20 protein-coding genes are annotated in these 22,466 nt (G+C 66.1%); 8 read left to right on the top strand and 12 right to left on the bottom strand.

Features of this window, described 5'->3' with window-relative positions:
- Positions 1-70: 70 nt before the first annotated feature.
- Positions 71-1,696, top strand: a complete 1,626-nt coding sequence (locus GV068_RS03850) for a M28 family peptidase (protein ID WP_159696083.1) — start codon at positions 71-73, stop codon at positions 1,694-1,696.
- Here the strand turns inward: GV068_RS03850 and GV068_RS03845 are convergent.
- From GV068_RS03845 to GV068_RS03800, 10 genes are all read right to left on the bottom strand, one after another.
- Entirely contained in the window at positions 1,693-4,266 is a 2,574-nt protein-coding gene (locus GV068_RS03845) for an ATP-binding protein (RefSeq protein WP_229463664.1), read from the bottom strand. The two genes, GV068_RS03850 and GV068_RS03845, sit on opposite strands and share 4 nt — an antisense overlap.
- 82 nt (positions 4,267-4,348) lie before the next feature.
- Positions 4,349-4,600: a hypothetical protein gene (locus GV068_RS03840; protein ID WP_159696082.1), complete on the bottom strand. Its 252-nt coding sequence runs from the start codon at positions 4,598-4,600 to the stop codon at positions 4,349-4,351.
- Positions 4,597-5,229, bottom strand: a complete 633-nt coding sequence (ureG, locus tag GV068_RS03835; RefSeq protein ID WP_159696081.1) for an urease accessory protein UreG — start codon at positions 5,227-5,229, stop codon at positions 4,597-4,599. Before ureG ends, GV068_RS03840 begins: the two co-directional genes overlap by 4 nt.
- A gap of 15 nt (positions 5,230-5,244) precedes the next feature.
- Positions 5,245-5,913, bottom strand: a complete 669-nt coding sequence (locus tag GV068_RS03830) for an urease accessory protein UreF (protein ID WP_159696080.1) — start codon at positions 5,911-5,913, stop codon at positions 5,245-5,247.
- On the bottom strand, positions 5,910-6,425 hold the full coding sequence (gene ureE / locus GV068_RS03825) for an urease accessory protein UreE (protein WP_159696079.1): 516 nt from the start codon (positions 6,423-6,425) through the stop codon (positions 5,910-5,912). The genes GV068_RS03830 and ureE overlap by 4 nt, the downstream gene beginning before the upstream one ends.
- An 18-nt stretch (positions 6,426-6,443) precedes the next feature.
- The gene (gene ureC / locus GV068_RS03820) at positions 6,444-8,159 is read right to left on the bottom strand and encodes an urease subunit alpha (RefSeq protein WP_159696078.1); all 1,716 of its coding nucleotides are present in this window, start codon (positions 8,157-8,159) and stop codon (positions 6,444-6,446) included.
- A gap of 1 nt (position 8,160) precedes the next feature.
- Positions 8,161-8,487 (bottom strand): urease subunit beta, encoded by a 327-nt coding sequence (locus GV068_RS03815; RefSeq protein ID WP_159704532.1) that lies wholly within the window; start codon positions 8,485-8,487, stop codon positions 8,161-8,163.
- A complete protein-coding gene (locus GV068_RS03810; RefSeq protein ID WP_159696077.1) occupies positions 8,487-9,017 on the bottom strand; it encodes a GNAT family N-acetyltransferase in 531 nt (176 codons plus the stop codon). The genes GV068_RS03815 and GV068_RS03810 overlap by 1 nt, the downstream gene beginning before the upstream one ends.
- A gap of 10 nt (positions 9,018-9,027) precedes the next feature.
- Positions 9,028-9,330 carry an urease subunit gamma gene (locus GV068_RS03805; RefSeq protein ID WP_159696076.1) on the bottom strand — a complete coding sequence of 101 codons (303 nt, stop codon included), beginning with the start codon at positions 9,328-9,330 and terminating at the stop codon, positions 9,028-9,030.
- Between the two features lie 8 nt (positions 9,331-9,338).
- Positions 9,339-10,178: an urease accessory protein UreD gene (locus tag GV068_RS03800; RefSeq protein WP_159696075.1), complete on the bottom strand. Its 840-nt coding sequence runs from the start codon at positions 10,176-10,178 to the stop codon at positions 9,339-9,341.
- Between the two features lie 251 nt (positions 10,179-10,429).
- Here GV068_RS03800 and GV068_RS03795 point away from each other — a divergent pair, with 251 nt between their 5' ends.
- On the top strand, positions 10,430-10,906 hold the full coding sequence (locus tag GV068_RS03795) for a chemotaxis protein CheW (protein WP_159696074.1): 477 nt from the start codon (positions 10,430-10,432) through the stop codon (positions 10,904-10,906).
- A 49-nt stretch (positions 10,907-10,955) separates the two neighbouring features.
- Entirely contained in the window at positions 10,956-12,572 is a 1,617-nt protein-coding gene (locus GV068_RS03790; protein ID WP_159696073.1) for a methyl-accepting chemotaxis protein, read from the top strand.
- A 64-nt stretch (positions 12,573-12,636) separates the two neighbouring features.
- Here the strand turns inward: GV068_RS03790 and GV068_RS03785 are convergent, their stop codons facing one another.
- Complete coding sequence (locus tag GV068_RS03785) at positions 12,637-13,659, bottom strand: porin (protein WP_159696072.1); 1,023 nt, start codon at positions 13,657-13,659, stop codon at positions 12,637-12,639.
- 323 nt (positions 13,660-13,982) lie between these two features.
- Between GV068_RS03785 and GV068_RS03780 the strand changes: the two genes are divergently transcribed.
- From GV068_RS03780 to GV068_RS03760, 5 genes are all read left to right on the top strand, one after another.
- On the top strand, positions 13,983-15,032 hold the full coding sequence (locus GV068_RS03780; protein WP_159696071.1) for an aldose epimerase family protein: 1,050 nt from the start codon (positions 13,983-13,985) through the stop codon (positions 15,030-15,032).
- 371 nt (positions 15,033-15,403) lie between these two features.
- Complete coding sequence (locus tag GV068_RS03775) at positions 15,404-17,335, top strand: tetratricopeptide repeat protein (RefSeq protein ID WP_159696070.1); 1,932 nt, start codon at positions 15,404-15,406, stop codon at positions 17,333-17,335.
- 2 nt (positions 17,336-17,337) lie between these two features.
- Positions 17,338-17,970, top strand: a complete 633-nt coding sequence (locus GV068_RS03770; RefSeq protein ID WP_229463662.1) for an aldose epimerase family protein — start codon at positions 17,338-17,340, stop codon at positions 17,968-17,970.
- 167 nt (positions 17,971-18,137) lie between these two features.
- A complete protein-coding gene (locus tag GV068_RS03765; RefSeq protein ID WP_159696069.1) occupies positions 18,138-20,825 on the top strand; it encodes a GAF domain-containing protein in 2,688 nt (895 codons plus the stop codon).
- Between the two features lie 52 nt (positions 20,826-20,877).
- The gene (locus tag GV068_RS03760) at positions 20,878-21,567 is read left to right on the top strand and encodes a fumarylacetoacetate hydrolase family protein (protein WP_159696068.1); all 690 of its coding nucleotides are present in this window, start codon (positions 20,878-20,880) and stop codon (positions 21,565-21,567) included.
- Here GV068_RS03760 and GV068_RS03755 read toward each other — a convergent pair.
- A complete protein-coding gene (locus GV068_RS03755) occupies positions 21,554-22,342 on the bottom strand; it encodes a hypothetical protein (protein ID WP_159696067.1) in 789 nt (262 codons plus the stop codon). The two genes, GV068_RS03760 and GV068_RS03755, sit on opposite strands and share 14 nt — an antisense overlap.
- Positions 22,343-22,466: the final 124 nt, after the last annotated feature.

Raw genomic sequence — 22,466 nt, 5'->3', positions numbered from 1 at the left:
CAGGGATGGCCGCCGTATGCATGCTCGGTTAAGATGGCTGTTTGCCACGCCACCCTGAATGGATTCTTCGATGCGATTGACCCGTCTTGCCCTCGGCGCCGCACTGGCCGTTTCCTCCGGCGCCTACGCCCAGCAACAGGCCCCCGCCATTTCCGAACCGGTGCTGCGCGGCCACCTGGCCTTCCTCGCCGACGACCTGTTCGAAGGCCGCGGCACCGGCCAGCGCGGCGGCGATCTCGCCGTACGCTACCTCGAGACCCAGGCTGCAATCATCGGGTTGAAACCCATTCCCGGCGGCGGCTACCGCCAGAAGGTCGAGATCGAAGGCACCCGGCTGCTGCCGGGCAGCGCGGTCAGCTTCCGGGCCGGCGGCAAGGAGATCAAGCCGGAGAACGGCAAGGGCATCGTGTTCGGCACCGGCAGCGGACGCACCCAGCTCGCCTTTGATGCGCCGCTGCTGTTCGTCGGCTACGGCGTCTCGGCCCCGGAAGAGAAGTGGGACGATTACAAGGGCGTCGACGTCAAGGGCAAGATCCTGGTCATGATGGTCAACGACCCGCAACCGACGAGCGAGGAACCTAACCGCTTCGCCGGCAAGGCCTATACCTGGTACGGCCGCTGGCTGTACAAGTTCGAGGAAGCGGTGCGCAAGGGCGCGGCCGGCGTGCTCCTGATCCACACCCTTCCATCGTCCTCCTATCCGTGGAGCGTGCCGGCAAACGGCTTCTCGCACGAGCGCTTCCACCTGGCCGGTCCCGGCAACCCGATCGAGGGCTGGCTGCACGAGGACGCCGCGCGCGAACTGTTCGCGGCCGGCGGCTTCGACCTCGACGCGCTGCGCGCCCAGGCCGAGCGGCGCGACTTCCGTCCGGTGGACATCAAGGTCGCGGCCAAGGTCGAGCTGAAGTCGGCGATCCGCACCGTGGAGCAGTACAACGTGGTCGGCATCGTGCCGGGCACGGACCCGAAATTGAAATCGCAGGCGGTGGTGTATTCCTCGCACTGGGACCACATGGGCATCGACGACATCGCGCAACCTGGCAAGACCGACCGCATCTACAACGGCGCGATCGACAATGCTTCCGGCACCGCCGCGCTGCTCGCGATGGCGCAGGAAGCCGTCAAGAAGCCGGCGCGCCGCACCCAGGTCTTCCTGTGGCCGGCGGCCGAGGAGCAGGGCCTGCTGGGCAGCGCCGCGTACGTCAAGAACCCGGTAGTGCCGCTGGCGCAAACCGCCGCCGACCTGAACCTCGACAGCCTGAACTTTGTCGGCAAAACCAAAGACATCGGCGTACCCGGCGCCGACCGCAGCAGCCTGTACGAGAGCGCGGCTACGGTGGCCAAGGGCATGGGCCTCAAGCTCGCGCCCACCATCCCCGACCTGTCGGGCTCCTACTTCCGCGCCGACCACTTCAACTTCGCCAAGGCCGGCGTGCCGGCCTTTAACGTGGGCTCGGCCGTGTTCTCGGGCGACGGCCACTTCGAGTTCGCGCACGACCACGCCGCCTCGAGCGAAAAGATGGTGGGCTTCAAGAAGGACTACCACCAGGTGAGCGACGAGTACCGCGCCGACTGGGACCTGTCGGGCATGGTGCAGCAGGCCCAGTTCACGCTGAACCTCGGCTATGCGGTGGCGAACGCGCCCGCGATGCCGACCTGGAAGAAGGGCGATCCTTTCGGCAGCGTCAAACGCTAATCGCTGGCTTCGGCCGCAACGGCGGCCACGATTTTATCGAGGGCCGCCATGTCCACCGGCTTGACCAGGTGGTGGTCGAACCCGGCCGCCGCGCTGTTCTTGCGGTCCTGGTCCTGGCCGTAGCCGGTGACCGCGACCAGGGTCGCGTGCGCGGTCCCCGGCAGCTGGCGCAGGCGGCGCGCCAGTTCGTAGCCGTCCATCTCGGGAAGGCCGATGTCGAGCAGGCACAGGTCGGGCGCGAAATCCTCCGCCAGCGCGAGCGCTTCGTGCGAGCCGTGTTCCACCCGCAGTTCGTGGCCCTGGGCGCCCACCACCATGGCCAGCACCTGGGCCGCGTCGACGTTGTCGTCCACCACCAGCACTTTCAGGCGCCCGCCTTGCGCGGTGGCGCCTTCGCTCGCCGCGGCATCGGCGGCGCCGCGTTCGACGCAGCGCGGCAGGCGCACCGTGAAGCTGGTGCCCATGCCCTGGCCGCCACTGGCCACGTGCACGCTGCCGCCGTGCAGCTCGACCAGGCTGCGCACCAGCGCCAACCCGATGCCCAGGCCGCCGAGCGAACGGTCTGGCGTGCGCTCGCCCTGCACGAACATGTCGAAAGCGCGCTCCATGTCCGCCGGCAGCATGCCAATGCCGTTGTCGCGCACTTCCAGCAGCACCGCGTCGCCGCCGGCGTTCAGGCTCACGGCGATATGCCCGCCGCGGTCGGTGAACTTGGCGGCGTTGTGCAGCAGGTTGCCCACCACCTGCACCAGGCGCTTGCGGTCGCCCAGCACGAAGCAGGGCTCCGGCAGCAGGTTTACCTCCAGCCAGTGCCCCTTGTCGCGCACCAGCGCCTGCACCTGTTCTGTGGCATCCAGTACCACCGCATTGATGTCGATCCGCTCCTTGGTCAGCACCACCAGGCCGCGCGTGACGCGCGAGACGTCCAGCAGATCGTCCACCAGCCCGGCCATGTGACGCGCCTGGCGCGCGATGATGGCGCTGATCTGGCGCGTGCGCGCCGGTTCCAGCCCGTCCTGGCCGAGCAGCTGGGCGCCCGAGGAGATCGGCGCCAGCGGGTTGCGCAGCTCGTGCGCCAGCATCGCCAGGAATTCGTTCTTGCGCTGGTCGGCCTGGCGCAGCGCTTCCTCGGCGCGCACGCGCTCGGTGATGTCCTGCATCGAGCCGCGCAGCGCTACCACCTTTCCGTCGGGGCCGTGCACGCTCTCGCAGCGGTAGTCGAGCCAGATGCGCTGGCCGTTCGCATGCAGGGCATGCAGCTGCAGCTTACCGCTGCCGCCCACCCGCACCAGTTCACCGGTCAGGCGCTGCACCTGCAGCCAGGATTCTTCCGTCAATATGCTGCCGCGCTGCTCGGCGAAGGGCGGCACGGGACGGCCGAAGATGTGCGGCACCGAGGCCGAGACCTCGATCTCCGGCTTGTCGAGGTTCCATTGCCAGGTGCCGAAGCGCGCCAGCATGTGGGTCTCGCGTAGCGCCGACTCCTTGGCGGCCAGCTGGCGCGAGCGCTCGGCCAGCAGGGCGGCAGCGTCGCCGATGGCGCTCGCCACGTCGGCCGCTTCGCGTACGTGCACCTCGGGCAGCGGTGGCGGTACGTCGCCGCGGCCCAGCGCCAGCGCCTGTCCTGACAGGGCCTGCACCGAGCGCGCGAGGCGCCCGCCGATCAGCCAGGCCAGGCACATGCCGATCGCAAACAGGGCCGCGGCCACGCCCGCCATCAGGGCCAGCTGATCAACCAGTTCGTTGCGCAGGGTCTCGCGCGGGATGCCAATCGCCACGCCCCAGCCGCTGAAGGACGAGCGCGAGAAGCTGGTGAGTAGGGGCTTGCCTTCGCGCGAGCGCGAATCGATAGTGCCTTCGCTGCTGCGCGCGGCGGCGTTGCGCAGCAGCGGATTGACCGGCTGGCCGATCGACTTCTCGCGGTTCATGTTGCGGTTGAAGATGACCCCGTTGCGGTCGAACAGCGAGGCCACCGCGCCTTCCGGCACCGATTTGGGAGTGAGCAGCTCGTCGAACTCTTCCGGCCCGAGGCCGATGCTCAGGACGTAGCGCACCTGGCCGCCCACGCGCACCGGCACGTCGACGCTGGCAAGCGCACTTTTCCGCAGCACGCCCTGGAAGACGTTGGAAACCGCCGGCTCGCCGGTGGCGAAGACGCGGTCGATGGAAGGCGAGGGGTGGCGCGGCAGCGCGCTGCCATAGGCCACCGTGGTGTTGAACAGCTGCTGGCCGCTGCGGTCACGCAATACCGCATTCATGCCCTTGCCGGCGAAGGTGAGGGCCGCGCGCGCCTGGGAGTGGGCGCGGGCGAAATCCCCGGCCTCGAATGCATCGATGGTGGACAGGGTCTGGGCGATCGATTGCGCCTGCAGCAGCTTGTTGTCGGCGCCGTGCACCAGCGCCCGCACGGTCTGCAGCGTGTTCTTCTCGATCTCGGCGCGCGCCTTCTGGTACTGGTGGACGAACAGGAGCGAGGCGCCGACCACGCCGGGCAGCAGGGTGGCCAGCACCAGCCAGAGCAGGTAGGCGCGCAGCGGCCTGCGGACGATCGAAGGAGAAGTGCCGGTCACGTTGTATGTTGGACTCAGGGTAATGCCTGATTCTACGTGACATTTCGTCCACGCACCGCCTACTTCGTATCCAGAACGGCAATTAAAGCGGCAGTCCGACCCCGGCGCTTCCCGCGCCCAGCGCCAGCACGATCGCAATCGCCAGCGGCAGCACCCCCGGGCGGCGCCGCAGCGTGCCCCAGGCCAGCAGGGCGATCATGGCGAGGAGGGCCAGCGGCAGCGCCGCATGCTCGAGCAGGCCGTGGCCGGGCGCGGCCCCGTGGCCAGGATGCGCGAGCGCCGGCAGCGCGGCCAGCAGCGCCGGCAGGAGGGCAAGGATGCGCAGGTGCTTCATGAGGGTTCTCCATGGTGATGGTCGAGCAGGCCCTGCGTGCGGATGAAGGCGACCACGTCGTCGACGCCTTCGCCGCTGCGCAGGTTGGTGAACAGGAAGGGCCGTTCGCCGCGCTGGCGGCGCGCGTCCTGCGCCATCACGGCCAGGTCGGCGCCGACATGGGGCGCAAGGTCGGTCTTGTTGATGATCAGGAGGTCGGAGCGGGTGATGCCCGGCCCGCCCTTGCGCGGGATCTTCTCGCCGCCGGCCACGTCGATCACGTACAGGGTCAGGTCCGACAGCTCGGGACTGAAGGTGGCGGCCAGGTTGTCGCCGCCCGATTCGACCAGCACCAGCTCCAGCGCCGGGAACTCGGCCTGCAGGCGCGCAATCGCTTCGAGATTGATCGAAGCGTCCTCGCGGATCGCGGTATGCGGGCAGCCGCCGGTTTCCACGCCCATCAGGCGCTCGGGCGGCAGGGCCTGGGCGCGCAGCAGGATCTCCATGTCCTCGCGGGTGTAGATATCGTTGGTGACCACGGCCATGTCGTAGTGCGCGCGCATGGCCAGGCACAGGCGCTCGCACAGGGCGGTCTTGCCGGAGCCGACCGGGCCGCCGATGCCGACGCGCAGGGGATTCGATGGGTTCATGTGCTTCCTTGTTATTCAGGATCGATACAGCCGGCCGTGCTGCACTTCGTGTCGCATCGACAGCATGGACAGGCCGGGCGCCCAGTTCGACAGCGCTTCGTCGGGCACGCCGCGCGCATGCAGCGCTGCGCGCTCCAGTTCCGGGCGCAGCGCCAGCAGCAGGCGCTGGCCGGCCACCTGGCCGAGCGGCAGCGACTTGACGCAGGCCAGCACCTGGTTCTCGGCCCAGGAAAACAGCATGGCCAGCAGTGCTTCCTCGTGCGGGATGCCGAGCGCGTCGACCGCGCAGGCGAAGGCGGTCGGCAGCGGCACCTCGCCGCGCAGCGCTGGATGCGGATCGGCCACGCCCAGTTCGGCCAGCAGGCGCGCCAGCGAATAGCCCATCTGCACGGTCTCGGCGCGGAACTCGGCGGTGTCGCGCGAGGCCAGGTAGCACTCGCTCCAGAAGGCGATGGCGGCGTCGTCGCGCACCGCATATGCGCCCAGCAGGCGCCAGAACAGCGGGGCGTCCCACTGCGCCACCACCTCGCGCAGGTGGCGCCCGATCCAGTCGCCGGCGCTGGCGGCGTCGCGCACCAGGCCTGCTTCCAGCGCCGCCTCCAGGCCCTGGGAGTAGCTGTAGGCGCCCACCGGCAGCGCGGGGCTGGCGAACTGCAGCAGGTGCAGCAGGGCGGCGGCCTTCATGCGCCGTCCACGTCGGCCGGGCGGTGGATCTTCTGGCGCAGCGGCACCGGGGCCAGCATCGCCGGAGCGCCGTGCCCGTGCCCATGGCCCGCAGCCGTGTAGGCCCCGGCCTCGGGTTCGAACGAGGCCAGTTCTTCCTCGACCTGGGCGCCCAGGCCGAGCACCATCTCGCGCAGCACCGGGTCGGCGCGCATGCGCAGGCCCCAGCCGCAGACCTGCAGCTGGGTATGGCGGTTGCCGAGGTGGTAGGCGCAGCGCGCCAGCGCCAGCGGATCGGCGCAGCGCACCGCGTAGGTCGGCTCGGGCGCGGCCACCACCCGCACCACGCGGCCGTCGTCGCCGCGCAGCAGGTCGCCGTGGCGCAGCGGCGCGCCGCGCGGCAGGAACAGGGCCACTTCCTCGCCCGAGGCGAGGGTGGCACGCATGCGGCAGCGCTCGCGCCGGTCCCAGGGCAGCACCAGGGTGCCGTGCACCTGCGGTGCGTCGTCGATACGGGTGTTCAGGGTCAGCATGATGTCGCCTCGCGCGGGTCAGAACAGGAAGTAGCGCTGCGCCAGCGGCAGCACGGACGCCGCTTCGCACACCAGCAGGCGGCCGTCGGCGCGCACTTCATAGGTTTCGGGATCGACCTCCATGTGCGGCGTGGCGCCGTTGTGCACCATGTCGGTCTTGCGCAGGGCGCGCATGTTGCGCGCCACCGCGATGGTCTTGGACAGTCCCAGTCGCCCCGGCACGCCGGCGTCGAAGGCCGCCTGGGACACGAAGGTGAGCGACTTGCGCAGGCCACCGCCGAAGGCGCCGAACATGGGCCGGTAATGCACCGGCTGGGGCGTCGGGATGGAGGCGTTGGCGTCGCCCATCAGGCTGGCCGCGATCATTCCGCCCTTCAGGATCATCGAGGGCTTGACGCCGAAGAAGGCAGGGCGCCACAGCACGATGTCGGCCAGCTTGCCCACTTCGAGCGAGCCGACTTCGTGCGCGATGCCGTGCGCGATGGCCGGGTTGATGGTGTACTTGGCGATGTAGCGCCGGACCCGGAAGTTGTCGTTGCGGCCGTTCTCGAACCGGTCGGACGGGTCGGCCAGGTGGCCGCGCTGGACCTTCATCTTGTGCGCCGTCTGCCAGGTGCGCAGGATGGTTTCGCCGACCCGGCCCATGGCCTGCGAGTCGGACGACATCATCGAGATCGCGCCCAGGTCGTGCAGGATGTCCTCGGCGGCGATGGTCTCGCGCCGGATGCGCGATTCGGCAAATGCGATGTCCTCGGCGATCGCGGGGTCGAGGTGGTGGCAAACCATCAGCATGTCGAGGTGCTCGTCGAGCGTATTGACGGTGAAGGGCCGGGTCGGGTTGGTGGAAGAGGGCAGCACGTTGGGCTGGCCGACCGCCGCGATGATGTCGGGCGCGTGGCCGCCGCCCGCGCCCTCGGTATGGAAGGTGTGGATGGTGCGGCCCTTGAAGGCGGCCAGGGTGCTTTCCAGGAAACCGGCCTCGTTCAGCGTGTCCGAGTGCAGCGCCACCTGCACGTCGAGGCGCTCCGCCACCGCCAGGCAGTTGTCGATCGCGCTCGGGGTGCTGCCCCAGTCCTCGTGCAGCTTCAGGCCAATGGCGCCCGCTTCGACCTGCTCTTCGAGCGGGCGCGGCAGGCTTACATTGCCCTTGCCAAAGAAGCCCAGGTTCATCGGGAAGGCGTCGGCCGCCTGCAGCATGGCGTGGATGTGCCAGGGGCCCGGCGTGCAGGTGGTGGCCGCGGTGCCGACCGCCGGGCCGGTGCCGCCGCCCAGCATGGTGGTCACGCCGCTCATCAAGGCTTCCTCGATCTGCTGCGGGCAGATGAAATGGATGTGGGTGTCGACGCCTCCGGCGGTGACGATCATGCCTTCGCCGGCGATGATCTCGGTGGCGGCGCCGATCGCGATTGTGACGCCCGGCTGGATGTCCGGGTTGCCGGCCTTGCCGATGGCGGCGATGCGCCCGTTGCGGATGCCGATGTCGGCCTTGACGATGCCCCAGTGGTCGACGATGACGGCGTTCGTGATCACGGTATCCATCACTTCGGCGTGGGGACGCTGCGACTGGCCCATGCCGTCGCGGATCACCTTGCCGCCGCCGAACTTGACTTCCTCACCGTAGATCGCGTGGTCGTATTCGATCTCGATGAACAGACCGGTGTCGGCGAGGCGGATGCGGTCGCCCTTGGTGGGGCCGTACATGTCGGCGTAGGCGCGCCGCGTGATGAATGCCATCTCAGCCTCCCGGGAGCGGGCCGGCGACCTGCCCGTTGAAACCGTGGACGATGCGCGCGCCGCCAAGGGCGACCAGAGCGACGGTGCGGCGCTGGCCGGGCTCGAAGCGCACCGCGGTGCCGGCTGCGATGTCCAGGCGCATGCCGAGCGCGGCCCCGCGGTCGAACTGCAGGGCGCTGTTGGCTTCGGCGAAATGGTAGTGCGAGCCAACCTGCACCGGGCGGTCGCCGGCGTTGGCCACCACCAGCACGCAGCCGGCGCGGCCCTCATTGAGTGCGATCTCGCCGTCTTCCAGCAGGTATTCGCCTGGGATGAAGTTGGTGGGCATCATGGGCGCGCCCGCGAGAACAGGGTCTTGTAGTAGATCACCGTGGCGCGCCAGTGGCCGTTCGGGCTGCTGCAGTATTCCGGCAGCTCGCCGACGCGGGTGTAGCCGGCCTTCTGATACAGCTGCTCGGCACCGGAGCCGGCCTCGGTGTCGAGGAACAGCAGGCCGCGCCGCAGCGACAGCGCCTCGATCTCGGCCGCCTGGAGCAGGGCGGTGCCGACGCCGCGCCGGTGCATCGTGCAGTGCACCAGCATCTTCTGCAGCTCGGCGCGGTTGCTGCCGTTGGGCTTCTGGCACAGGTCGAGCTGGACGCTGCCGACCAGCAGGCCGTTGCGTTCGGCCGCCAGCAGCACCCGGCTGCCGCGCAGGACGTCGGCTTCGACCCTGCTCCAGTAGGCCTCGAGCTGCACGTCGTCCAGGCCCGCCAGGAAGCCGAGCGAATGGCCGTCGGCCACCGCGTCCAGCAGCAGCGTGGCGAGCTGGGTGCGCACCTCCTTGATGGCGCGCGCATCGAGTCTGCGGATGATCATGCCGGTCTCCTCATGGAATCGGGTGGTGGACGGTGACCAGCTTGGTCCCGTCGGGGAAAGTGGCCTCGACCTGGATCTCGGGAATCATCTCGGGCACGCCTTCCATCACGTCGGCGCGCCCCAGCAGGGTCGCGCCTTCGGACATCAGCTCGGTCACGCTGCGGCCATCGCGCGCGCCTTCGAGGATCGCAGCGCTGATCAGGGCCACCGCTTCCGGATAGTTCAGCTTCAGGCCGCGCGCGCGGCGCCGTTCGGCCAGCAGGGCGGCGGTAAACAGCAACAGCTTGTCCTTCTCGCGCGGGCTCAGGTCCATGGTGTCCTCTAGGTGTTCCAGATGCGGGGCGGGCGCGCTTCGAGCCCGAGCAGGTGCGGGCGCAGCGCCTGCCATACCCGCGCCAGCGCATGGCGCGCGGCCTCGCTGTCGTCGCACAGGTAGCGTGCCACGAATACCGACTTGAGCTGGCTGAGACCGAGCGCGGCGTCGCCGGAGCGCAGGCCAGCCAGCAGGGCGGGCGGCGCTGGCGGCCCGACCGCGAGCAGGGTCGCACACACGTGGCGCCCGCCCAGCCCGAGCGGGCTGGCCAGCGCGTCGCCTCCGTCCAGCCGTCCCTGCTCGTGCCAGACCAGGCGCCCGCCCTGGCGGATGCGGGTGCGCTGGCGCAGTGCGCCGCGCACGAAGCGTTCGCCCGCGGCGGCGCGGCCGAAGCACAGGATTTCGCTGCCGATGTAGGTGGCGCCGTCTTCCAGTTCGACCTCGTGCTCGAGCGTGACGTCGGCGCCGTCGTACAGGATGGTTTCCTGGGGCAGCCATTCGACGCTGGCGCCACCCGCCGCCAGCAGGCGCACCTGCTGGCGCGCGGGCCGGCCGTTGGCACGGTACCACTTGGCGGCGCCGGGCGCGGTCAGGAGGGCACGCGCATCCGGCCCGAGCTCGACGCCGATGTCGAGCACGTCGCCGCCGGCGACACCGCCCGGCGGATGCACCAGCACCGCGTGGCACACGCCCGGGCCTTCCGGATACAGCGGCTTCTGCACCCGTAGCGGACCCGCGTGGCGGCGCTGGGCCAGCCTGGTAGTGCCGGCGTCGCAGGCGAAGCCCAGCCTCAGGCTGGCGTGCCAGCCGGACTCGGTCGATGAAGCGGGGAGGGAAAGGTCACGCATGCCTGCAACCTATGCAGGATGCGTGCCAGCACAGAAATTGAACGAACGACCGTACTCTAAGTTTTCTCTTCGTTAAGAGCACCTATCAACTCATCTATATGAGCGTTGTAGCCGCGCCATACGCGTGCACCATTTTGGGAAAAAATTCCCGGTTTTGCTATTCCGCCATCGAGTTTGCACCGCTTTGGCCGTAATGTATTTTGCGTTACAGCAATAATTTCACGCGCAGCGTCAACGAAAACAGAACAAACATGGAAACCACGACCAACCAAGAGAACGAAGTCCTGTCTTTCCGCCTGGCGAAGGAAGAGTACGCCATCAGCATCCTCAAGGTGCAGGAAATCCGCGGCTACGAAGAGCCGACCCTGCTGCCGAGCGCTCCAGCATGCATCAAGGGCATCATGAACCTGCGCGGTTCGATCGTCCCGATCGTCGACATGCGCATCCTGTTCAAGCTGGGCGAGCCGGTCTACGACCAGTTCACCGTCGTGATCGTCCTGAACATCAAGAACCACGTAATCGGCATGGTGGTGGACAGCGTCTCCGACGTGGTCACCCTGACCGAGGACCAGATGCGCGCGGCCCCCGAGATGGGCAGCACCGCCGAGGGCGATTACATCACCGGCCTCGGCACCGTCGGCGAGCCCATGCTGATCGTGCTCGACATCGACAAGCTGATGAGCTCCGAGCAGCTCGGCCTGATCAAGAACCTGCAGAAGGCCGCCTGACGGCCGGACGCACCCTCGGGCAGGACGCCCGGACCATAAGGAGAACCAAATGAACTTTGCAAACCTGAATATTGGCAAGCGCCTGGGCCTCGGCTTCGGCGCAATCTGCGTCATGCTCGTCGGTATGATCGCCACCAGCAACATGATGCTGGGCCGGATCAACACCGGTACCGAGGAAATCGTCGCCAACCGCATGCCGCGCATCGAATCGACGACCCGCCTGATCGGTGAAGTCAACGACATCGCGATCGCGCTGCGCAACATGATGCTCACCGAAGAGCAGGCCGACCGGCAGAAGCAGGCCGAGGAAGTCCGTTCCTCGCGCAAGGAGATCGACCGCATCCTCGACGAGCTCGAGAAGACGCTGCAGAATCCCAAGGCGCGCGAACTGCTCACGCAGATGAACCAGCACGCCGATCGCTATACCGCGGGCCAGGAACAGCTGATCAAGCACGTGAACGCCGGCCTGCACGAAGAAGCGCGCCAGTACCTGGCGGAGGAACTGCGTCCGCTGCTGGTGCAGCTGAAGAAGGCCGTGCATGAGCAGGCCGAACTGCAGAAGGCGCTCGCCCGCGAGAAGGCCGAGGAAGCGCAGCGCACCTACGAGAACACCGCCCGCCTGATGTGGGCGCTCGGCGCCGTGGCGCTGGCGCTGGCGGGCTTCGTGGCCTGGTCGATCACCCGTTCGATCACGCGTCCGGTGCAGCGCGCGCTGGAAGTGGCGAACACCGTCGCCGCCGGCGACCTGACCAGCCGCATCGACGTGACCACCCGCGACGAAGCCGGCCAGCTGCTGCAGGCATTGAAGACCATGAACGAGAACCTGGCGCGCACCGTCGGCACCGTGCGTACCGGCACCGACACTATCACGGTGGCCGCCGCGGAAGTCGCGGCCGGCAGCCAGGACCTGTCCGCCCGCACCGAACAGCAGGCCTCCTCGCTGGAAGAGACCGCGTCCTCGATGGAAGAGCTGACCTCGACCGTCAAGCAGAACGCCGACAATGCGCGCCAGGCCAACGTGCTGGCGGAAGCGGCCTCGCAGGTGGCGCAGCGCGGCGGCGCCGTGATCGGCCAGGTGGTCGGCACGATGACGGACATCGACGCCTCGTCCGGCAAGATCAGCGACATCATCGGCGTGATCGACGGCATCGCCTTCCAGACCAACATCCTGGCGCTGAACGCGGCCGTGGAAGCGGCGCGCGCCGGCGAGCAGGGCCGCGGTTTCGCCGTCGTGGCGAGCGAAGTGCGCAACCTGGCGCAACGCTCGGCCGCCGCAGCCAAGGAAATCAAGGGCCTGATCAACGACTCGTCCGAGAAGGTCGCGAGCGGCAGCCGCCTGGTGGCCGAAGCCGGCGCCACCATGCAGGAGATCGTCGACAGCGTGCGCCGCGTGACTGACATCATGGGCGAGATCACCTCGGCCAGCCAGGAGCAGACCGCCGGCATCGAGCAGATCAACCAGGCCGTGGTCGAGATGGACAACGTGACGCAGCAGAACGCGGCGCTGGTGGAGGAAGCCGCGGCGGCGGCCGAAGCGATGAAGGAGCAGGCGGCCACGCTGAACGCGGCGATGGCGGCGTTCCGCGTCGAGGGCGGCGAGCAGGCCGCTGCGCCGGCAGCGGCGCGCGGCGCCCAACGCCCGGTGATGGCGCTGGCAGCGACGTAAGAAGCCGCGCCCAAACAAAAACGGCAGGCCATCGGCCTGCCGTTTTTCCTTGGTGCTTACCCGATCAGAACGAGTGGCGCACGCCCAGGTTGAACACCGACGGATCGGCGCCCAGCGCGGTGGCCGGCGGGGCGAAGGTGCCGCCTGCCGAAGACAGGCCGAACACGCCGCGCGCATTGTTACGCACGCGGCCATAGCTGGTGTACAGGTTGGTGCGCTTGGACAGGGTGTAGCTGTAGGCCAGCGAGAAGCCGTTGCCCTTGGCGCCGGTTTCCAGCTTCTGCTGGTGCACCGAGGCGTAGAACTTGTTCGGACCGGCGGTGTACACGCCACCCACGGTAGTGTACTTGAACTCGTTGTTCACGCCTTCCGGATCGGCTTCCATGTAGGCTGCGCGGAAGTCGAAGGCGCCTGCGGTGAAGCCCGCGCCGAAGGTCCATTCCTTGTCGTCGCCGGTGGTCAGGCGTTCGGTCTGCTGGTAGCCGGCGCCCAGGTACAGCGGGCCGTTCTTGTATTCGACCGCGGCGCCCACCAGGCTGCCCGACGGATCGCTGGTCTGGCGCTCGCCGGCACTGTAGGCGGCCAGCACGGTGAAGCCGCTCAGCGCTTCGCTCTTGTAGTTGACCGAGTTCGACAGGCGGCGGGTCAGGCGGCCGGTGCCGAAGCCGGTCAGGGTCGAGCCGTAGAAGCCGTGGCCCAGCGGGTCGGCCGATTGCGCGACCGCGGCGATCGGACCGTATTCGCGGCCGATGGTGATGGTGCCGAAGGAGCCCTGCAGGCCGACCACGGCGCGGCGCTGGAAGGTGCCGGCGGCATCGCCCGCGCCGCTGTCGAGGGCGACGCCGGCTTCGATGTTGAAGAGCGCTTTCAGGCCGTTGCCCAGGTCTTCCGTACCACGGAAGCCGACGCGGCTGGTGGACTGCGTGCCCGAGCTGATCACGGTGCGGCTGTCTTCACCCGGTGCGTCCGTGTTTTCGATGCCGATCGAAGCGTCGGCGATACCGTAGATCTGGACGCTCGTCTGTGCATGGGCGGCTGCCAGTGGCAGGAGGGATAAGACCGCGATGGCCAGGCTCTTCTTTTTCATTGACATCTCCAGTGGTTGAATGGGGTTTCCGAACGCCGTTCTCGTTGTCGATCTTGGCAAAACGCGCTGTTGCAAAAAGCTTACCTTACCAGTGCCATCGAAATGATGCCACGAAACATTAGCTCTTTGCTTATTCGGTTTCTGAGAAGCATGTGTGCGTAGCCAAAAAGCCGCACGATGCAGCGCAAACTACGTGGTTCTACCGATGCTGGTGTTGTAATTACGTAACGAAAACGCTGGCTCGCCCCCGTCGGAGCGCGTGCGCGGGCCGCTTTCGCCCCGTGGTAGCATCGGCCCATTCACCCCACAAGGACGACCACAACGTGCGCACCGGTATCACGCAAGCGCCTTTCGGCCACAGCCGGGACGGCGCGACCATCACCCAGTTCACGCTCACCAACGCCAACGGCATGGTGGCCAGGATCATCGATTTCGGCGGCATCATCACCGCGCTGCACGCGCCGGACCGCGAGGGCAAGATGGCAGATGTCGTGCTGGGCTTCGACACGCTTTCGCCCTACGAGACCGACAGTCCCTATTTCGGCGCCCTGATCGGGCGCTACGGCAACCGTATCGCACGCGGAAGATTCACCCTCGACGGCGAGGCATACAGCCTGCCCACCAACAACGGCAACAACCACCTGCACGGCGGCGCGCCCGGCTTCGACAAGCTCAAGTGGGAAGCGAGTGTCGAGGACGACGTCCTGCGCCTCGTCTACCGCAGCCGCGACGGCGAGCAGGGCTACCCGGGCAATCTGGTGGCGACCGTCACCTACCAGCTGCTGGACTCCAACGAACTGGTGGTGCGCTTCCACGCCGTCACCGACAAGGCCACGCCGGTCAATCTGACCCAGCACAGCTACTTCAACCTGGCCGGCGGCGGCAGCATCCTGGACCACGTGCTCACCATCGATGCCGACGCCTTTGTCGCCATCGACAGCGAGTCGATTCCCACCGGTGCGCTGGCGCCCGTGGAAGGCACGCCTTTCGATTTCCGCAGCCCGCGCCCGATCGGCGCCGGCATCCAGGAAGCCGACATCCAGCTGGCCAACGGCCAGGGCTATGACCACTGCTTCGCCCTCAACAAGCCGCAGGGCAAGGCAATGACGCGTGCTGCGCGTGTGCTGGAGCCGCGCTCGGGCAGGGTGCTGGAACTGTTCACCGAGGAGCCGGGCGTGCAGTTCTACAGCGGGAACTTCCTCGACCGCTCGCTCGCGGGCAAAGGCCAGTCCTATGCCCACCGCAGCGGCTTCTGCCTGGAGCCGCAGCACTTCCCCGATTCGCCCAACCAGCCGCAGTTCCCGAGCGTGATCCTGCGTCCGGGCGAGGTGTACCAGACCGAATCGCGCTTCCGTTTCTCGGTGAGCCGTTAGCTGATTGGGCTTGGAGCCCGCATATTCATCGTACCGCCCCCTGCTATAGCCTTAATCTTGATTGCATGCTTTTGCACGGGAGCTTACCAGCAGTAAAAGGCATGGTCCGTCCATCACAGTGTACTTTTTCATAGCCCTAGCAGTATTGCAGAAATCCTCTCAGAGCGTCATCTTGTCATGCCCTTTACATATTTTGATTTCGTGGGCAGTGCATATCGTGTGTGCGTAGCGCACGCAGCTTATTGAGCGCTAGCGATGATGACGCGGTAAGAAAAGGCCTCTGCCTCGTAATACTGATTCTTTTGCTGTTCACATGCATGTATGATGTGAACTCACTCTACTAATCTTGCTAACCAACTGAAGAGCCCCAAATGCGCACGATATCGGTTTTCATAGCCTCCCCTGGCGATTTGTCGGGTGAACGTAAAGCGTTTAGGGAGGTAATCGACGAATTAAATGCGGGCTTTGGCGATGGAGCTGGTGTTCAATTTAAAGCACTTGGATGGGAAGATACCTTGGCGTCAACCGGACGGCGCAATCAGAGTGTAATTAACGAAGAGATCGACCGTTGTGATGTGTTTATTCTAGCCATGCATAGACGATGGGGACAAAGTGCACCGGATGCGAAACCTTTCTCATCTTATACAGAAGAGGAGTTCTATCGTGCCCTTGATCACTCTAACAATAAAGAAAAACCGGAGATTTTTGTTTTCTTTAAACGCGTCGACCCGGCATCTGAAGCCGATCCCGGGGAGCAATTGAAACGAGTGATGGATTTTCGCCGGCAACTCGAGGAGACGCGAAAAGTACTTTACCATTACTTTGATGACGAGCTTACCTTTAAGAAGGAAGTTAGTAGGCACCTAAGGGCCTTCGCTAAAGGGGAATTGCCCAGCACTAAGCGAGATCGAGAGGTTTTAATACTTCCGGCTGCGATTCTTGAAGAGGTCGAACGTGCCAAGAGAACAGCAATTCGCCAAATGGAGGAGGCAAAGCTTGCTCGTGACGCCGAGCGAGAAGCATATCTCAAGCTTGAGTCAATCCAACTGCAAATAGCGGAGGACGCAGCTGAGTTATCAAAGCAAGGGAAAATTGAATTTGCGCGTCAAAAGTTTGCCGTCCTGGTAGTCGAGAGTACCCAAATAAAAGTATTGGAGTTAGCGGGTGCGTTCTACAAACGTATAGGTGATCTAGAATCAGTTGTATCAGTAACTCAGAAAATTCTCGATGTTATAGGCCTCGATGTCGACTCAATTACTGCTGGAATATGTTTCGAAAATTTAGGTGATGTTTACCGGCTTCGCGGGGAAATGGGTTTATCTGAAGAGATGTTCCGCAAGGCTTTGGGCATTTTCGAAAAACACGGTTATAAGTCCGGGATCGGTGCCGTTTATCGTGATCTTGGCGCAATTCTGCGAGGTCGTGGGGAATTAAGGCAAGCTGAGCAAGTAACTCTACAGGCGCTTGCAATCGATCAGGAGCAAGGAGATAGAGAAGGCGAGTCGAGTAGTTATCTGCATCTTGGTCTTATATACATAACCCGAAGCGAATACGAGAAGGCGGAGGAAAGTTTTAAAGAATCTCTCGAAATATCGGAAGAGATTGGAAACGACCTTTCTTTGTCCGCAGTCTACGGAAATTTGGGGACTGCTTATTTGGGATTAAAAAAATTCGAACTTGCTGAAGCAACTTTTAAGAAATCGCTCGCAATCCAAGAGGTAGTAGGTTATAAGGAGGGGATGGCTAGCGCCTACGGAAATCTTGGTAACATATATCTGGCTAGAAACGAAGTTGGCGATGCTGAGGCCATGTACAAAAAATGCTTGAGCATTATGCAGGATATGGGGCATGCTGAAGGACTCGCTAACACCTTCGGTAACCTTGGTCGGCTTTATAAACGCCAAGGAGACTATTCGCAAGCTGATGTTATGTACCGAAAGTCGCTGGCGATTGAAGAGTCACTGGATCGAAAAATTGGGATGGCAAACGATTATTGTAACCTAGCTATTCTACGTCACTCAACTGGTCAACATGATAAGGCTGAGGAATTGTTCCGAAAATCGTTAGCGATTAACGAGATTTTAGGACGACAGCCTGCCATCATGATTCAATGTCGACATCTCGCAATAACTTGTGCGTTGCGTGAAAATTATGATTCTGCAATTGACTTCACGGTGCGCGCCATCGAAATCGGCGAGGTATTGGGAGATAAGGAGGAGCTAATTATGCTAAACGAACTGCTTAGTAAACTGCATGAGGTAAAGACACACACTAATGGTGCGTCGATTGAAAATGAGAAGTGATTTTGCGGCCGGGAAGTGCCACCGTCACCTACAAGCTGCTTGATTCCAACGAGCTGGTGGTGCGCTTCCACGCCGTCACCGACAAGGCCACGCCGGTCAATCTGACCCAGCACAGCTACTTCAACCTGGCCGGCGGCGGCAGCATCCTGGACCACGTGCTCACCATCGATGCCGACGCCTTTGTCGCCATCGACAGCGAGTCGATTCCCACCGGTGCGCTGGCGCCCGTGGAAGGCACGCCTTTCGATTTCCGCAGCCCGCGCCCGATCGGCGCCGGCATCCAGGAAGCCGACATCCAGCTGGCCAACGGCCAGGGCTATGACCACTGCTTCGCCCTCAACAAGCCGCAGGGCAAGGCAATGACGCGTGCTGCGCGTGTGCTGGAGCCGCGCTCGGGCAGGGTGCTGGAACTGTTCACCGAGGAGCCGGGCGTGCAGTTCTACAGCGGGAACTTCCTCGACCGCTCGCTCGCGGGCAAAGGCCAGTCCTATGCCCACCGCAGCGGCTTCTGCCTGGAGCCGCAGCACTTCCCCGATTCGCCCAACCAGCCGCAGTTCCCGAGCGTGATCCTGCGTCCGGGCGAGGTGTACCAGACCGAATCGCGCTTCCGCTTTTCGACCGACCAGCCGGGCTGATTCGCTCCCGAACAGCCCTGGCCGGGCTCGTATCGGGCGCGGCTCATCCGGATTGCTCGTTATAATCCCCCGATTACAAAAAGTTGGCGGCGAGACAACAAAGCACGGCGGCGGACTTCCCATCCTGTCGACCGGACGCCGCATGGAATCGAACCGGGGCTATCCTGATGAGCAACGAAAGCAGTCTCTCCCTTCTTCCTGAAGGCGGCGCGACGCTGCCCACCTGGCCGGAAGGCATGCGGGCCATCGCGGACCTGATCGTGGCGTCGCACTTCCCGATGGCGATCGCGTGGGGGCCGGATCTACGGCTGTTCTACAACGACGCCTATGCCGAGCTGCTCGGCGACAAACACCCCGGCGCCATGGGCCAGCCTTTGCCGCTGGTCCGGCCCGAGCTCTGGCCGCAGCTGGCGCCGTTTGTCGGGCAAGCGCTGGCCGGCCAGCCGGCGCATTTCGAGAATGCGCTGACCGATTTCTACCGCAACGGCAAGCTCGAACGCCGCTATTTTTCGGCCTCGATCACGCCGCTGCGCCATGAAGGCGCCGTCGTCGGCGTGTACTTCGTGCTGTCCGACAGCACCTCGCGCGTGCAGGCCGAGCATCGCCACGCCTTCCACCTGAAACTGAGCGACACGCTGCGCGGCCTGACCGACGCGGTGCACGTGATGGAAGCGGCCAGCAGCCTGACCGGCGACTACCTCGGCGTGGGCCGGGTCGGCTACGGCGAGGTCGATGCGGCGGGACGCGGCGTGAGCGTGGACCGCGACTGGACCGACGGCAGCATCGCCAGCCTGGCCGGCGAATCGCGCGAACTGGACAGCTTCGGGCCTGCCATCATCGAGCAGCTGCGCAGCGGCCGCACGCTGCGCTTGGACGACATCGCGCTCGACGCCCGCGCCGCGCCCTATGCGCCAGGCTACGCCAGCATCGGGGCGCGCTCGATGATCATCGTGCCGCTGATCGAGGAGGGCCGCCTGGCGGCCCTGTTCTACCTGCACGAGCAGCGTCCGCGCCGCTGGAGCGACCAGGAGGTCGCGCTGGCCGAGGACGTGGCGCGCCACACCCGCGAAGTGGTGCGCCGCGCGCGCGTGGAAGAATCGCTGCGCGACGAGAAGCGCGTGCTGGAAATGGTCAACCGCACCGGCCAGGCCCTGGCCTCGACGCTCGACCTCACGACGCTGCTGCAGGCGATTACCGACGCCGGCACCGAGCTGGCCGGCGCGCGCTTCGGCGCCTTCTTCTACAACACCGAGGACGAGCACGGCGAGCGGCTGCAGCTCTACACGCTGTCGGGCGCTGGTCCTCAACTTCGCGAGGCCATGGAAGGGCTGGGCACCCCGCGCGCCACCGACATCCTGCGCCCGACCTTCAACGGCGAGGCGCCGGTGCGCAGCGACGACATCACGCGCGATCCGCGCTACGCGGCCGGCGGCGACGGCATGCCGCCGGGCCATCTCGCGGTGCGCAGCTACCTGGCGATGCCGGTGGTCTCGCGCTCCGGCGACGTGCTGGGCGGGCTGTTCTTCGGCCATCCGGAAGCGGGCGTGTTCACCGAGCGCACCGAACGCATCGTCGCCGGCGTGGCGGCGCAGGCGGCGGTTGCGATGGACAATGCACGCCTGTACGAGGTGGCGCAGAAGTCGGCGCAGGAACGCGACGCGCTGCTGCAGAGCGAGCGCGCGGCGCGCGTGCAGGCCGAGCGCCTGAGCCACGCCAAGGACGAATTCCTGGCGATGCTGGCGCATGAGCTGCGCAACCCGCTGGCGCCGATCAGCAGCTCGGCCAGCCTGCTGTCGATGCAGTTCAAGGACGAGCCGCGGGTGCGCCAGACCAGCACCATCATCAGCCGCCAGGTGCGCCACATGAGCCGCCTGATCGACGACCTGCTCGACGTCTCGCGCGTCACCCGCGGCCTCGTCAAGCTCAAGCTGAGCGTGGTCGACTTCCGCGACATCGTCACCGGCGCGCTCGACCAGGCGCGCCCGCTGGTGGACGAGAAGGGCCACCGGGTGGAGCTGGCATTGCCGTCGGCGCCGGTCTACGTGCGCGGCGACCAGACCCGCCTGGTGCAGAGCGTGGCCAACATTCTCAACAACGCCGCCAAGTACACCCCGAAGGGCGGGGAAGTCCGGCTGGTGCTGGAAAGCCTCGACGGCCGCATGCGCCTCACCGTCAGCGACAACGGCTCCGGCATGCCGCCGGAACTCCTGCCCAACGTGTTCGACCTGTTCACTCAGGGCGCACGCACGCTGGCGCGCTCGCAGGGCGGTCTCGGGCTGGGGCTGACCCTGGTCAAGCGCCTGGTCGAGCTGCACGAGGGCGAAGTCAGCGCGCACAGCGGGGGCGTCGGCATGGGCAGCAGCTTCACGCTGGCGCTGCCCTGCGTCGACGCGATGCCGGACGCAGGTGCCGGCGGCTCACCGGCGGCCCAGGAGCAGGGCGCGCCGCTGGCACGGCCCCTGAGCCTGGTGCTGGTGGATGACAATGCCGACGCCGTCGACAGCCTGTCCACGCTCTTGAACGTGCAGGGTTACCGCACCGCGGTCGAGTACGACGCGCGCTCGGCGCTGCGGCGTGCGCGCGCCGAGCGGCCGGACGCCATGCTGGTCGACATCGGCCTGCCCGACATCGACGGCTACCACCTGGCCGAGCAGCTGCGCGCGATGCCGGAAATGCGCGACACGGTGCTGGTGGCGGTCACCGGCTACGGCCAGGCGCGCGACCGCGAGCGCGCCATCGAGGCCGGCTTCGCGCACCACCTGGTCAAGCCGGTGGACATGACGGCGCTGGTGCGCATCCTGGAGCAGGTAGCCGCCGCCGCGGCGCGCGCCGAAACTCCGGCGGCGACGGCCTGACGCAGCCGCGCAGGACGGTTATCATGGGCATCCAGCCCATGAAAGGATCCGCATGTCCAGTTACGTCATCCATGCTCCCGCCCAGCCCTCGCTGGCCGTGGCGGGGTCCCAAGACCGCTTCCCGATCCGCCGCGTATTCTGCGTCGGCCGCAACTACGGCGCCCACGCGCGCGAGATGGGGAGCGACCCGAACCGCGAACCCCCGTTCTTCTTCACCAAGCCGGCCGACGCCGTGGTACCCGCCAGCGGTGCAGTGCCGTATCCGCCCGCTACCGGCGACCTGCACCATGAGGTCGAACTGGTGGTGGCGCTGGGTGCCGGCGGCGCCGACATCACGTCGGAGCAGGCGCTGTCGCTGGTGTGGGGCTATGGCGTCGGCCTGGACCTGACCCGGCGCGACCTGCAGGCGGTGGCCAAGGACGCCGGCCGGCCCTGGGACATGGCCAAGGGCTTCGATGCTTCGGCGCCGTGCAGCCCCCTGATTCCGGCCGCCACGCTCGGCCATCCGCAGGATGCGCGCATCTGGCTCGAGGTGAATGGCGCGCTGCGCCAGGAAGGCAATCTGAACGAAATGATTTGGTCGATTCCGGAAGTGATCAGCTACCTTTCCAGTCTGGTCACGCTGGCGCCGGGAGACCTGATCTACACCGGCACGCCGGCCGGCGTCGCGGCGCTCAAGCCCGGCGACCAGCTGCGCGGCGGCGTGGACGGCGTCACCGAGTTCGCGCTCAGCATCGCCTGATCAAGGCTTCCATCTGCGCCAGCAAGCGCTCGCGCGCGGCATCGATCTGCGCGCCGTTGGTCTTGCTCGAGAGCGTACTGCGCTCCTTGCGGCCCAGGAAGTAGGCCACGCGCTCCGCATTCGCTCCCGAGGGATGCGGCAGCCCGTGCAGCACCCGTCCGGCGGGAATCACGCCTTCGGTCACCAGCCAGTCGAGCGTCTCGCTGACGCTGGCGCCCATCGGGATGTAGAGCGCGTCGGGCAGCTGGCGCGCCTCCTCGGCGAACCAGCGCAGCACCTGCTCGCGCAGGAAGGGATTGCGCAGCGGAGAAGGGGAGCCGCTGTAGTTTTTCCCATCCACGAAGACCGGGTGGCGCAGGATCGCGCTCACCTGCACCAGCCCGGCGTCAAGGCCGAACAGGGTGGCGCAGCTGGCGATGCCGAGCCAGCGCTGCACGCCGATCGCATCGAGCAGGGCGACGAAATTCGGCCGGATCGCGCCGCTGAAGGCGCCGGCCAGGCGTGCGGCGCGCAGCACCGTGTCGTCGTCAACGCCCGCCGCCAGCTGGCGCTGCGCTTCCCGCATGGCGTTCTGCCACTGCGCGAAGCCGGGCGTGATGCCGGCCACCACGATGCGCGCCTGCGCGTGCACCGATTCGAAGGGAATGTAATGGGTGCTGTAGCCGCCCTCGCGGCCGAGCAGGAAGGTCTCGGGAATCTGCGCGGGCGCGGTGAGCTGCGCCAGGTCGAGGCTGCGGATGGCCTCGCGGTAGCGGCTGAAGAGGACTTCCGGCATGGATGAATTGTCGAGTCTGAAAACCGCATGGTAGCGCAGGCCCGCACGGCAGCACAGGCCGCGTCGAAAGCGGCAAAAAATGGTAGGCTATCCCCATCAATACACCCGGCGCGAGACAGCTAAG

Origin of the sequence: Massilia sp. 9I (assembly GCF_902506415.1) — a bacterium.
GTDB lineage: Bacteria > Pseudomonadota > Gammaproteobacteria > Burkholderiales > Burkholderiaceae_D > Telluria.
The sequence above is the reverse complement of the archived record's forward strand: the minus strand, read 5'-3'. Positions and strand labels throughout refer to the sequence as shown.